Origin of the sequence: Sphingomonas pruni NBRC 15498, assembly GCF_001598455.1 — a bacterium.
Classification (GTDB): Bacteria; Pseudomonadota; Alphaproteobacteria; order Sphingomonadales; family Sphingomonadaceae; genus Sphingomonas; species Sphingomonas pruni.
The window spans coordinates 1-12673 of the sequence record NZ_BCYZ01000102.1 but is presented as its reverse complement, the minus strand read 5'-3'; the positions used below and the strand labels follow the sequence as shown (position 1 = coordinate 12673).

The following is a 12673-nucleotide window of genomic DNA, read 5'->3' as shown; positions in this document are numbered from 1 at the left end:
GAATGGATCCAGGCATTATCATCTTTAGTCCGTCGCCTCGACCCAGCCGCGCTTGAGCGGTTTGATCGCGAGGAGCGCAAGCACGGCGGCGACGAGATAGAGGCTCACCCCGATGATCGCGGCGTAGCGCAGCGAATCGGCACCGTAGCTCGCCTTGAGCGCATCCGACAGCGTGCCCATCAGCAGCGGTCCCAAGCCGAGCCCGAGCAGGTTGTTGACCAGCAGGAAGCTGCCCGAGGCGCTTGCCCGCATCCGCGACGGCGCCAGATGCTGGGCCGCGGTGACGATCGGGCCAAGCCACAAGGTGTTGAGCGCGTTGGGGATCAGCAACAGGAACCAGGCCAGTACCGGGAGAGGCGTGAACAGTCCGAGCATGAAGGTCGGCGCGGTGATCAGCCAGGCGATGGCGGGCAACCGCGCATACCAGGCGCGGTCGACCGCCCCGAGCCGATCGGCGAACACGCCGCCGAGGAAGATGCCCGTGGTCCCGCCGATCAGGAGCAGCGAGCCCATGAACTGGCCGACCTTGATCAGATCGTGATCGGCGGTCCAGCCGTAATGGACGGCGATGATCTTGGGCACCCACAAGGCCAGGCCATAGCCCGCCATCGAGCTGCACCCGGCGCCGATCGACAACAGCCAATAAGCCGGCTTGCGGGCAAGGATCGGGATGACCGCCAACACCGGCACCGCGTCGGCATCGGCGACGGCGGCCGGCCGCGGGCGGTCGCGGACCAGCCATAGAAAGATCGGCGCGACGACGATGCCGGCAATGCCGACGGTGATGAACGCGGTCTGCCAATTCACCAGCGCAGCGATATAGGCGCCGAGCAGCACCCCCGAGCCGAGCCCGATCGGAATGCCCATCGAATAGATGGCGAGCGCGCGCGCGCGGCGCTCGACCGGAAAATAGTCCGCGATCAGTGCATAAGACGGCGCGACGCCGCCCGCCTCGCCGACCCCGACGCCGAGCCGCGAGAGGAACAGCGACCAGAAGCCGGTCGCGGTGCCGCACAGAGCGGTGAACCCGCTCCACACCACCAGCGAACCGGCGATCACGCGAGTCTTCCCGACGCGGTCGGCGAGGAGCGCAAGGGGCACGCCCAATACCGAATAGAGGATCGCGAACGCCGTCCCGCCGATCGCGCCGAATTGGGCGTCGCTCAAATGGAGGCTCGCCTGGATCGGTTTGGCCAGGATGCCGAGGATCTGGCGGTCGAGGAAGTTGAACGTATAGACGACCAGCAACATCGTCAGCACCAATGCCGGATAGCCTGGTCGCTCGGCCCTGTTCGTCATCGCGCCCCTCCTCTTATAAAACGAGCCGGGCACGCGGTTGGCGCACCCGGCTCATCCCCCTTTTAGCCTGCCATCAGAATTTGAGCGAGAAGGTTCCGAACACCTGACGCGGATTGCCGTAGAATGCGGTCGCGATCCCTTCCTTGCCCAGCGACGGGGTGACCGCGCCGCTCGACGTGTAAGCGATCGCGCCCGTCGCGGGGTCGGCAACGAGATATTGATAGCCGCCGATCTTGTACCGCACGTCGGTGATATTCTTGGCGTGCACGCCGAACGAATATTGCCGCTTCGATCCGAAGCTGTAGGTCAAATTGGCATCCCACAGAGTGTAGCCCGGCTGGTCGAGGAACGGGCTTGCGACTTCGAACTGGTGAGTCAGGCTGCGATACGACACCGTGGTCGACGCATTGAGGTCGCCGCTCGCCACCGGGACCGTGCCGCTGAGCGTCCCCGACACCGTCCATTTCGGCGTATTCTGGAACTGGCGGTATCGCGACACTTCGGTCCCGGTCGGGCCGATATAGTGTTTGTACTGCGGGTCGATATAGCCGAGCGCGCCGCTAAGGGTGATGTTCGAATGCGGGCCGGCGAAATCGCGTGCCAACACGGCGTTGGTTTCGAGCTCGATGCCCTTTATCTTCGCCTTCGCCGCGTTGGTGGTGATGCCGCAGAAACTGGCGACGCCGCCGATCGTGCAGGCGACCGAACCGGGAATCTGGACGTTCTTGTAATCGGAATAGAAGCCGTCGAGCGCCCAGGTCAGCCGCTTGTCGAACGCCGAGCCCTTCCAACCGATTTCGTAGCTGTTGACCGATTCGGGATCGAATGAGAGGTAGTTGTAGATGTCCTGATAGGTCCGTCCGACCGCAGGATTGCTGATCGGCGCCGAGGTGCCCGAGCCGCGCGGATCGAAGCCGCCGCCCTTGAAGCCTTCCGAATAGGACACGTAGAGCAGGTGGTCGGGGGTCGGCTTGAACGACAGGCTGGCGCGCGGCGTGAAACGCTTGAAGTTGGCCTCGCCGCGGAAATTGGTCGATGCGCCGAGATTGAGCGTCGGATTGCCGCCAAATTCGCTGGTCGCGCCATAAAGCGGCCCACCGAGGAAGTTCGCCTTGTATACGAACGACTTGCGCTGATCCCAGGTGTAGCGGCCACCCACCGACAAGCTCAATTGCGGGGTGAAGTCGAACGTGAAGTCACCGAAAACCGACGTAGTCTCGGTCCGCACGTCGCCGGCGGTATAGGCGTCGAGATTGGCAAGCGTCGTATTGAGCAGCACGTCGAAGCCGGTCGAAGCCTTGGCGCCGAGATAATAGAAGCCGACGATGCCGTTGACCTTGCTGCTCGACCATTGGAACTGGAATTCCTGGCTGGTCTGCTCGTTGCGATAGACCGCGGGCACGTCGACATCGACCGACTGCGTCGAATCGAAATCGATCGGGGTGAAGCTGCGGTCCTTGCGCCAGGCGCTGATCGACTTGAACGTCAGATTGTCGGTCAGCTTCGCGGTCGCCGTCATCGACAGGCCGCCGGCCTGGATATCCTGTTTGGGGAAATTGAGCCCGGCATTGGTGTCATAGACATTGTCGAGCACCGGCGACCCGGTCAGCTTGCCGGCGAACAGGCGATGGCCGTTGCGCGGCGCCGATTTGTCATGGGTGTAATCGCCGGTGATGCGGACCAGCAGGCGGCTGTCGGGCGTTTCGAACTCGATCGTGCCGCGGCCCGCCCAGATGTCCTTGTTGTAATTGTCGATGCCGAGATTGCGGTTGCGGCCGAACCCGTCGCGCGTGAGTCGCGCGCCGGACACGCCGATGCGCAACATCGATCCGATCGGCGCCGACAGGCTGACGATGCCGTCGGCCTGGTTGTACGAGCCATAGGTCCCGCGCGCGGCGACTTCGAAATGGTCGGGCAGCCGGCGCGTGACGTATTTGATCGCGCCGCCGATCGTGTTGCGCCCATAGAGCGTGCCCTGCGGCCCGCGCAGCACCTCGATCCGTTCGACGTCATAGATGTCGAGCACGGCGGCCTGGGGGCGATTGAGATAGACGTCGTCGAGATAGATGCCGACACCGGCCTCGAAACCCGGCACCGGGTCCTGCTGGCCGACGCCGCGGATGAAGGCGGCGAGCGTCGAATTGGTGCCGCGCGCGTCCTTGATCGTGGTGTTGGGCGTCGTGTTCTGGATGTCGGTCAAATCGACCGCGCCCATCTTGTCGAGCTTGTCGGCGGTGAAGGCAGTGACCGCGATCGGCACGTTGAGTAGTGTTTCCGACCGGCGCCGCGCCGTCACGACGATATCGGCTGGCGCGTCGGCATTCGCCTGAACATCGTCCGCGGCCGGCTGCGCCGCCTGCGTATCCTGCGCGAAAGCCGGTCCGGCGAACAATGCGGTGGCGGCGGCGCCGATATAGAGCGCGCGTGCGTGACGGTGACGAATCATCCCTTCAACCCTCCCAATGATCTATCGTTCGTGCGGGACACGACCCGGTTGAACGCTTGTTGATCCACCCTATACTGAAACCTGAACCGGGTTTCAACTTCCGGCGAGACGGGGAGGAAAAAGAATGGCCCAGCGTGGCTCAACGGCAACGCCAGTGCTCGGGACCGGCGTTGCCGGTGCCCGGGGGCTCGACGCCACTGCGAGCGAGGGCAAGGCGCCGCGCACCGATCGCGGGCGGCGGACGCTGCGCGCATTGCTCGATGCCGCGGCGGTCGAATTCGGCGAAAAGGGATTTCACGAGGGATCGATCAGCGGGATCACCCGCCGTGCCGGCGTCGCGCTGGGCAGTTTCTATACCTACTTCGATTCGAAGGACGCGATCTTCCGCGCGCTCGTCCGCGACATGTCCGACCAGGTGCGTGACACTGTCGCCCCGGCGATCCGCGCCGCGCCCCACCAGATCGCCGCCGAGCGCGCCGGCCTGTTGAGCTTTCTCGAGTTCGTGCGCGGCCACAAGGAAATCTACCGCATCATCGACGAGGCCGAGTTCGTCGACCCTGCCAGCTTCCGCGCGCATTACGCGACCACCGCGGAGCGGATCGAACAACGGCTGAAGGCCGGTGCCGACCGAGGCGAGATCCGCGACGACGTGTCCGACGTCCATGCCTGGGCGGTGATGGGGATGAACGTGTTCCTCGGCCTGCGCTACGGCGTGTGGGACGAGGACCGCACGCCGGAGGCGGTGGCGGATGTCGTGGCGGAGTTGCTGCGGGATGGGTTGCGGGCGCGGTAATAGTCCGACTGCGCCACTCCATAACCCGTCATCCCCGCGAAAGCGGGGACCCATCTCCAGACTTCGCCCAGAGCTTACCGGTTGATATCGAAAAACAAATCTCGCCAATCTGGGTTGTTACGTTCAATCAGGGCAATTTTCCAAGCCCGGTGCCATTTCTTGATCGCCTTCTCACGTGTTATGGCCTCATAAATTGCGTCGTGGCTTTCGACATAGACGAGCCGACTGATGCCATATTTCTTACAGAACTTGCTTCCGGTGCCGTCTCGGTGCTGCATCATGCGTGCGGCGATGTCGGCACAGACGCCGGTGTAGAGCGCGCCGTGCTTGCGGTTGGCTAGGATGTAAACAAAGCCGCCTGCCATATGATAGCCGTCCGAGATGGGTCCCCGCTTTCGCGGGGATGACGGTGCAAAGGCACGGCCCGCCTTACCCCTCCAACGCTCGCGCCAGCATATCACGAATCGTTTTGAGCGCGCTCAGATTCACAGGCGAGCCCGGTGCCGAAACAGGCGCTGCAGACGGCGTGTCGACCGCCGCCGCGCCCCCGCGCGCTTCGGCCGCAAGCAATTTCTGCACGCCGCGAATCGTATAGCCTTGCTGGTTGAGCAGATCGTCGATCCGCCGGATCAGCGCGACATCCTCTGGCCGGTAATAACGGCGCTTGCCGGCGCGCTGCAGCGGACGCAATTGTGGGAAGCGCGTTTCCCAATAGCGCAGGATATGCTGCGGCAGGCCGGTGTCTTGCGACACCTCGCCAATCGTACGGAATGCGCCAGCCGCCTTGTCGAGCGCGGCCATGCGCGGCTCTGTCAGCCCGCTTCGACGATGCGGTCGCGCATCATCTGACTGGCACGGAAAGTGAGCACGCGCCGCGGCGCGATCGGCACTTCCACACCGGTCTTGGGATTGCGGCCGATTCGCTGCCCCTTGTCGCGCAGGACGAAGGTGCCAAAACCCGAAATCTTGACATTTTCGCCGCGCGCCAGCGCGTCGCACATATGATCCAGGATTTCCTCGACCAATTTGGCCGAATCGGCCCTGGATAGCCCCACTTCACGCTGTAACGCGTCAGACAGATCAGCCCGCGTCAACGTACCCACACTTGCCATTCACACCCTCCCTTGCGTGGCAAAAACTAGCCGTAACACAATGGAGGAACGCATGAAATGGGCTTAGTTACCCTTTATGGGGCAGGGTTCGGCACGCTGAACCGATCGCCGCACGCAATAAAGCCGTACCGGACCGGCACGACCTCAGATGCGAACGACCGCAGCGCCCCAGGTGAAGCCGCCGCCCATCGCTTCGAGCACGACGATCTGGCCGGGTTTGATCCGCCCGTCGCGCATCGCGGTGTCGAGCGCGAGCGGGACCGAAGCGGCCGAGGTATTGGCATGCTGGTCGACCGTGACGACCACCTTTTCGGCGGCCAAACCGAGCTTGCGCGCGGTCGCGTCAAGAATACGCGCATTGGCCTGGTGCGGCACGACCCAGTCGACATCGCCAGCGACCAGCCCTGCCGCGACGAGCGATTCGTCCATCACGCTGGCAAGGTTGGTGACCGCGTGGCGGAACACTTCGCGTCCCTTCATCCGCACCTTGCCGACCGTGCCGGTGGTCGAGGGGCCGCCATCGACATAGAGGAGTTCGTTGTGGCGGCCATCGGCATGAAGCCGGCTGGTGAGGATACCCGGGCCGTCCTCGGCGACGTCCCGCCCCTCCAGCACCACGGCGCCGGCACCGTCGCCGAACAGCACGCAGGTCGTCCGGTCTTCCCAGTCGAGGATACGGCTGAATGTCTCGGCGCCGATCACCAACGCGCAATTGGCGCTGCCGGTCTTGATCAGGCTGTCCGCGACCTGAATCGCGTAGAGGAAACCCGAGCATACCGCGCTGACGTCGAACGCGACGCAATCGTCGATCCCGAGCATCGCCTGGACCTTGGTCGCGGTGGCCGGAAAGGTCTGATCGGGCGTCGCGGTGGCGAGCACGATCAGATCGACATCATCGGCCACCTTGCCGGCCTTAGCCAAGGCCGCGCGCGCTGCGTCTGCGGCCAGCGTACCGGTGGTTTCGTCAGGCCCGGCGATGTAGCGGAAGCGGATGCCGGTGCGTTCGACGATCCATTCGTCACTGGTGTCGACGGTTTCCGCGAGTTCCGCGTTCGACACGCGCCGCATCGGAAGCGCCGACCCGGTACCGCTGATGACCGCACGCCTCACGCAATTGCTCCTTCGGGTTCCCGCGTCTCGAAAAATTTGAGATCCTCGGCGATCTTGCGCGCCAGATCGTCGCGGACGCTCTTCGCCGCGACCGCGATCGCATTGGCGACGCCGGTTTCGTTAGCGCCGCCATGGCTCTTCACGACGAGACCGTTGAGGCCGAGAAAGACCGCGCCGTTGTGATTGTTGGGATCGAGATGGTGGCGCAGCAATTCGGTCGCCGGGCGCGAGATCAGGAAGCCGATTTTCGAGCGCACCGAGCTGCTGAACGCGCGGCGCAGCAGGTCGGCGACGAATCGCGCCGTGCCCTCGGCGGTCTTGAGCGCGATATTGCCCGAAAAACCGTCGCACACGATCACGTCGACATCGCCGCGCGACAATTTGTCGCCCTCGATGAAGCCGGCAAAGGTCAGCGGCAAATGAGTCGCGTCGCGTAGCGCCTGCGCCGCATCGCGAATCTCTTCCGTGCCCTTCTGATCCTCGGTGCCGATATTGAGCAACGCGACGCGGGGACTGGCAAGATCGAGCTGGGTCCGCGCATAGGCCGCGCCCATCACCGCGAACTGCATAAGGTTGCGCGCGTCGCATTCGGTATTGGCGCCGAGATCTAGCACGACGGTGTCGTTGGGGCCCAGGCTGGGCATCAGCCCGGCGAGCGCGGGGCGATCGATCCCCTTCATCGTGCGCAGCGAGACTTTCGCCATCGCCATCAGCGCGCCGGTATTGCCCGACGATACGGCTGCGGCGGCGCGGCCCTGCTTCACGAGGTCGATCGCGACGCCCATCGACGTCGTCTTGGCGCGGCGCAGCGCGGCGCTCGGCTTCTCGTCGCCCTTGATCACTTCGGGCGCGTGGACGATCTCGGAATTCGCCGTCAGATTGGGGTGAGTCTTCAACCCCTCGGCGATCTTCGCCTCGTCGCCGACCAGGAAGAAATGCGTGCCGTCGAAGCGGCGCCGCGCTTCGGCGACGCCCGCCAACATTACCGCCAACCCCTCGTCACCGCCCATCGCGTCGATGGCGATCCAGGAGTTGGTGGTCACGCGTCAGTCCCCCCTCAATGGGCCCCGATCAACCTTCGACCGAGACGACCTCACGGCCATTATAATGGCCGCACGACGGGCAGAGATTGTGCGGACGCTTGAGCTCGCCGCAATTCGGGCACTCCTGGAACGCCTCGACCGAGAGGGCATCGTGCGCGCGGCGCATGCCACGGCGGGAGGGCGAGGTTTTCTTCTTGGGAACGGCCATTGCGGCGACAACCTTCAAAAAATCGAATTGATCAGAACGACTAGGCCCGGAAACGTACCGGCGCAACCGAGGGGTCGGCCACGCGCTACAGAGAGTCGGGATGCATCGCGAAGCGTGCGCCTATAGCGATTTGGCGCGCCGTTGCAACCCGCGCGGAGTCGCGGCACGGCGACTAGGCGGCCGCGCGCGTCGCTGGCATAGCATCGCCGCAACAGGAGGGGCATCATGATATTACCGGTAACGCTAGTGATCGCGGCGGCGATCGGCCTGATCAACGTCTGGCTGGCGCTCGGCGTCGGGCGCGATCGGGTGAGCAGCAAGATCATGCTCGGCGATGGCGGCGAGGCGGCGATGACCGCCAGGATTCGCGCGCACGGCAACCTTACTGAATATGCGCCGACCGCGCTGATCCTGATGGCGTTGATCGAATTGGCGCGCGGCCCGAGCCTGTGGCTGTGGATCGTCGGCGCCGTGTTCATCCTGGTGCGGCTGGCCCACGCCTTCGGCATCGTACGACCGGCGCCCAGCGTATTGCGGATGATCGGCGCGCTCGGCACCTGGGTGGTGATCATCGTCCTGGCGATATGGGCGCTGGAGATCAGCTATCAGGCCGAATGGACCCCGCCGGTGCGGTCGATGCAGATTGGCCAGCCCGCGGCGTGATCCGAGGTGCGATGAACTGATCCTTCCTCGTCAGGGATGCGTTCGAGCTTCGGTCTGACGCGATTGCGGCCTCGACTTTTGCCGCCAACCCTTCAAGGGAGCGGGCGATGAGTCCGACCCTCTCCCTCCTCTTCGCGTTCGGCGCAGGCACTGTCGGCGGCGCGATGAATGCGCTGGCCGGGGGCGGGACGTTCGCGACCCTGCCCTCGCTGCTCGCGCTGGGTGTACCCGCCAACGCCGCCAACGCGACCTCCAACGTCGCCTTGCTGCCCGGCGCGGGGATGAGCGCCTGGACGTTTCGCGACGAACTGGGGCCGGTCGGCGGCGTCGGGATTCGGACGTTGTCGGCGATCACCTTCATCGGCGGGCTGGCCGGCAGCGTGCTGCTGGTGCTGACCCCGAGCCATGCGTTCGACGTGATCATCCCCTGGCTGGTGCTCTATGCCTTCGTCGTCCTCGCGTTCGGCAAGCACGCCGCAGCGTGGCTGCGCGAGCGTGTGACGATCGGGCGCGGCAGCCTGATGGTCGTGCAGATGCTGCTCGGCATCTATGGCGGCTATTTCGGCGGCGGCGTCGGGCTGATGACGACGGCCACTTATGGCCTGCTCGCCGGGCACAGCCCACGCGAATTGTTCGCGCCGCGTACCCTTATGCTGGCGATCGCCAATTTCGCCGCGGCGATCGTGTTCATCGCCGCAGGGATGGTGCGCTGGATCGCGTGCCTGCCGATGTTGGCGGGATCGATCCTCGGCGGCTGGGCCGGCGCGCATATCGGCAAGAGACTACCTGCATCCGCGGTGCGCGTGTGGACGTTGCTGGTGACGGGCGTGACGACGATTGTGTTCTTCGCGCGCGCTTATGGCTAAAGGGAACGTCGATCGAGTGTAACCGATCGGGCGTATCGTTCGAAGGAAGCGATGATGGACGACCCGACCGCTCTTGCCGATCCCCCCACGACTGCGCCGAACGCGCGGAGTGAGACGATCTATCGCCACCGGCTGGCGACGCGCCTGTGGCACTGGATCAACGCGATCACGATCTTCATCATGATCGGCAGCGGCATCGGCATCCTGAACGCGCATCCGCGGCTCTATTGGGGGCAATATGGCGCCAATTTCGACCATGCCTGGCTCGATCTCCGGCCGTACGGCAACATCCTGCGCTCGGGCTGGCTGACCATCCCGGCGGGGTACAATCTCGCTATCTCGCGGCGCTGGCATTTGCTGTTCGCGCTGGTGCTCGGCTTCGGGCTGCTCGTCTTCATGATCGCCAGCCTGATCAATCGCCATTTCCAGCGCGACCTGCGCGTGCGCGCCAAAGAGATCGGGCCACGCCATCTCTGGGCCGACCTGCTCGCGCACCTGCGTCTCGACTTCCACAATCCCGAGGATCCGGCGGCCTATAATACGCTGCAGAAGCTCGCGTACGTCGTCGCGATCTTCATCCTGATCCCATTGATGATCTTGACCGGGCTGGCGATGTCGCCGGGAATGGACGCGGCCTGGCCGTGGCTGATCGAGCTGTTCGGCGGGCGCCAGTCGGCGCGCTCGATCCATTTCATCGCGGCGAGCGGAATCGTGCTGTTCGTCATTGTCCACCTGACGCTGGTGGTCCTGGCCGGGCCGATCGAGGAAGTGTGGTCGATGATCACCGGCCGCTGGACGTTGCCGGGTGCGCGGTCGTCCGAACCGCCGCCCCCGCCGCTCGCCGAACCGGAGGCCGCAGAATGACTCTCCTCACGCGACGCACGCTCGTCACCGGCGGCGCGCTCGGCGCCGGGCTGCTGCTGTCGGGTTGCGACAAGCTTGCCCAGCAACCCGGCTTTCGCCGCATCCTGTTCTCGGGCGAGAAGATCAACATGGGGCTGCAGCGCGCGCTGATGGACCGCAACGCGCTGGCGCCCGAATTCACCCCCGACCAGATGTCGCCGGTGTTCCGCACCAACGGCAATTCCAACCCGAACACCGCCGATTACAACCGCCACGTTGCCGAGAATTTCGCCAATTGGCGGCTGGAGGTCGGCGGGCTGGTCGACCGGCCGCTCCGCCTCAGCCTGACCGATATCGGCGCCTTCCCGCAGCGCGCGCAGATCACCCGCCACGATTGCGTCGAGGGGTGGAGCGCGATCGGCAAATGGCAGGGGCCGATGCTCGGCAACGTGCTGAAGGCGGCGGGGGTGCGCAATTCGGCGCGTTACATCGTCTTCACCTGCGCCGATCTGTGGAGCGGAGCGCCCTATTACGAATCGATCGACATGGTCGACGCTTTTCACCCCCAGACGATCCTGGCCTGGGCGATGAACGACAAGCGCGTCTCGGTCGGCCACGGCGCGCCGATCCGGCTGCGGGTCGAGCGGCATCTCGGCTACAAGAACGCCAAATACGTCATGCGGATCGACGCGGTGTCGAGCCTGGCAGGGATAGGCCTGGGCAAGGGCGGCTATTGGGAAGATCACGTCAATTACGACTGGTATGCCGGTATTTGACGCCGCCGGAGGTGTTTCCGGTCTTTTCGTGGCCGCAATCAACCGATAGCAGCGAACGCCTATGGCCCTGATCGATCTGTTCTTCGAGCGCGCGTTCAAGCGCGGCACGCTGTCCGTCACGTATGCCGACGGCACGACCAAGTCGTTCGGCACCGCGGATCCCGAGTTTCCCAATGTCGCGATCCGCTTCACCACCAAGAGCGTGCCGGGGCAGATCCTGCGCGATCCCGCTCTGGGCGTGGCCGAGGCGTTCATGCACGGCCGCGTGGTGATCGAGCGCGGCGACATCATGCAGCTGCTCTCGCTGGCGAGTAAGAACAATCGCTGGGAAGACGCGACCGGCGCGCTCGATCCGGGCTTGGCCGCCAGGGCGGTGGTCGGGGTCAAGCGCAAGCTCGACCAGTTCAACCGCGCGCGGGCAGCCCGCGCCAACGTCAAGCATCACTACGACATCGGCAACGCGCTCTATGACCTCTTCCTCGACGCCGACCGCCAATATAGCTGCGCCTATTTCGTCGATCCCGGCGAAAGCCTCGAACAGGCGCAGCTCGACAAGAAGGCGCATATCGCCGCCAAGCTGGCGCTCAAGCCTGGCATGCGCGTGCTCGACATCGGCTGCGGCTGGGGCGGCATGGCGCTCTATCTGCACAAGACCTATGGCGTCGACGTCGTCGGCATCACGCTCAGCGACGAGCAGATCGCAACCGCCAAGCAGCGCGCGGCGGACGCCGGCGTTTCGGACCACGTGAAGTTCCAGCTGATCGACTATCGCGAGATGACCGGTACGTTCGACCGCATCGTCTCGGTCGGCATGTTCGAGCATGTCGGCCCGCCGCAATATCGCACCTTCTTCCGCAAGTGCCGCGAGCTGCTGAACGAGGACGGGGTGATGCTGCTCCATACGATCGGCCGCGCCGGCGGGGCAGGCGTGACCGACGAATTCACCGCCAAGTACATCTTCCCCGGCGGCTATATCCCGGCTTTGTCGGAGATCACCAAGGGCTATGAGGGCCTGCGCTACTACATGACCGACGTGGAGGTACTGCGCCTCCATTACGGCTACACGCTGCAGCATTGGTACGACCGCGCCGTCGCCAATCGCGAGAAGATCATCGCGATGTATGACGAGGTCTTCTACAATATGTGGATCTTCTACCTCGCCGGCTCGTGCGTCAGCTTCCTCTATGGCGGGATGGTCAATTACCAGCTGCAGTTCGCGCGCAACCGCGACGCCCTGCCGATCACGCGCGATTATATGGGCGAGGAAGAACGGCGGATCGCGGCGAAGGTTTGAGCTGGGATCGTTCGCGATCAGGCTTGCCCGTCATGCCGGACCGTTCCGGCATCCAACGTGCGACAACGGCTGGATTCCATTGTGGAGGATTGGACCCCGGAACAAGTCCGGGGTGACGAGGTAGCTTAATCGCCTTCGATCAAAATAGGCGCATCATGACCCGGCAGCTTACGCCGCCTTGCGGAGTTCCAGGTCGAGCCGGTTCCAGATTTCGACGAGT

General features: G+C 64.5%; 14 protein-coding genes. 6 read left to right on the top strand and 8 right to left on the bottom strand.

Annotation, left to right across the window (positions count from 1 at the left end):
* Positions 1-24: 24 nt before the first annotated feature.
* Together SPR01S_RS19625 and SPR01S_RS19620 are read right to left on the bottom strand one after the other, a co-directional pair.
* On the bottom strand, positions 25-1299 hold the full coding sequence (locus tag SPR01S_RS19625) for a spinster family MFS transporter (protein WP_066593026.1): 1275 nt from the start codon (positions 1297-1299) through the stop codon (positions 25-27).
* Positions 1300-1372: 73 nt separating this feature from the next.
* A complete protein-coding gene (locus tag SPR01S_RS19620; RefSeq protein WP_066593025.1) occupies positions 1373-3745 on the bottom strand; it encodes a TonB-dependent receptor in 2373 nt (790 codons plus the stop codon).
* A 124-nt stretch (positions 3746-3869) separates the two neighbouring features.
* Here SPR01S_RS19620 and SPR01S_RS19615 point away from each other — a divergent pair, with 124 nt between their 5' ends.
* The gene (locus SPR01S_RS19615; protein ID WP_084251309.1) at positions 3870-4538 is read left to right on the top strand and encodes a TetR/AcrR family transcriptional regulator; all 669 of its coding nucleotides are present in this window, start codon (positions 3870-3872) and stop codon (positions 4536-4538) included.
* A gap of 74 nt (positions 4539-4612) precedes the next feature.
* On the opposite strand, the gene SPR01S_RS19610 is transcribed toward SPR01S_RS19615, so the two are convergent.
* From SPR01S_RS19610 to rpmF, 6 genes are all read right to left on the bottom strand, one after another.
* Complete coding sequence (locus tag SPR01S_RS19610; protein WP_066593023.1) at positions 4613-4903, bottom strand: GIY-YIG nuclease family protein; 291 nt, start codon at positions 4901-4903, stop codon at positions 4613-4615.
* 64 nt (positions 4904-4967) lie between these two features.
* Complete coding sequence (locus SPR01S_RS19605; RefSeq protein ID WP_066593022.1) at positions 4968-5339, bottom strand: MerR family transcriptional regulator; 372 nt, start codon at positions 5337-5339, stop codon at positions 4968-4970.
* A gap of 11 nt (positions 5340-5350) precedes the next feature.
* Positions 5351-5650, bottom strand: coding sequence for an integration host factor subunit alpha (locus SPR01S_RS19600; RefSeq protein ID WP_066593020.1), 300 nt, complete (start codon positions 5648-5650; stop codon positions 5351-5353).
* Between the two features lie 144 nt (positions 5651-5794).
* Positions 5795-6760, bottom strand: coding sequence for a beta-ketoacyl-ACP synthase III (locus SPR01S_RS19595; RefSeq protein WP_084251308.1), 966 nt, complete (start codon positions 6758-6760; stop codon positions 5795-5797).
* Entirely contained in the window at positions 6757-7803 is a 1047-nt protein-coding gene (gene plsX, locus SPR01S_RS19590; protein ID WP_066593017.1) for a phosphate acyltransferase PlsX, read from the bottom strand. Before plsX ends, SPR01S_RS19595 begins: the two co-directional genes overlap by 4 nt.
* A 28-nt stretch (positions 7804-7831) precedes the next feature.
* A complete protein-coding gene (gene rpmF, locus SPR01S_RS19585; RefSeq protein WP_066593015.1) occupies positions 7832-8011 on the bottom strand; it encodes a 50S ribosomal protein L32 in 180 nt (59 codons plus the stop codon).
* Positions 8012-8236: 225 nt separating this feature from the next.
* Between rpmF and SPR01S_RS19580 the strand changes: the two genes are divergently transcribed.
* The 5 genes from SPR01S_RS19580 to SPR01S_RS19560 all read left to right on the top strand — a co-directional run bounded on the left by SPR01S_RS19580 (position 8237) and on the right by SPR01S_RS19560 (position 12453).
* Positions 8237-8674: an MAPEG family protein gene (locus SPR01S_RS19580; RefSeq protein ID WP_066593009.1), complete on the top strand. Its 438-nt coding sequence runs from the start codon at positions 8237-8239 to the stop codon at positions 8672-8674.
* Between the two features lie 107 nt (positions 8675-8781).
* Positions 8782-9540, top strand: a complete 759-nt coding sequence (locus SPR01S_RS19575) for a sulfite exporter TauE/SafE family protein (RefSeq protein ID WP_066593006.1) — start codon at positions 8782-8784, stop codon at positions 9538-9540.
* Positions 9541-9594: 54 nt separating this feature from the next.
* On the top strand, positions 9595-10404 hold the full coding sequence (locus tag SPR01S_RS19570; RefSeq protein ID WP_066592989.1) for a cytochrome b/b6 domain-containing protein: 810 nt from the start codon (positions 9595-9597) through the stop codon (positions 10402-10404).
* Positions 10401-11159, top strand: coding sequence for a molybdopterin-dependent oxidoreductase (locus SPR01S_RS19565; protein ID WP_066592986.1), 759 nt, complete (start codon positions 10401-10403; stop codon positions 11157-11159). Before SPR01S_RS19570 ends, SPR01S_RS19565 begins: the two co-directional genes overlap by 4 nt.
* A gap of 61 nt (positions 11160-11220) precedes the next feature.
* Positions 11221-12453 (top strand): SAM-dependent methyltransferase, encoded by a 1233-nt coding sequence (locus SPR01S_RS19560; RefSeq protein WP_066592984.1) that lies wholly within the window; start codon positions 11221-11223, stop codon positions 12451-12453.
* Positions 12454-12673 lie beyond the last annotated feature (220 nt).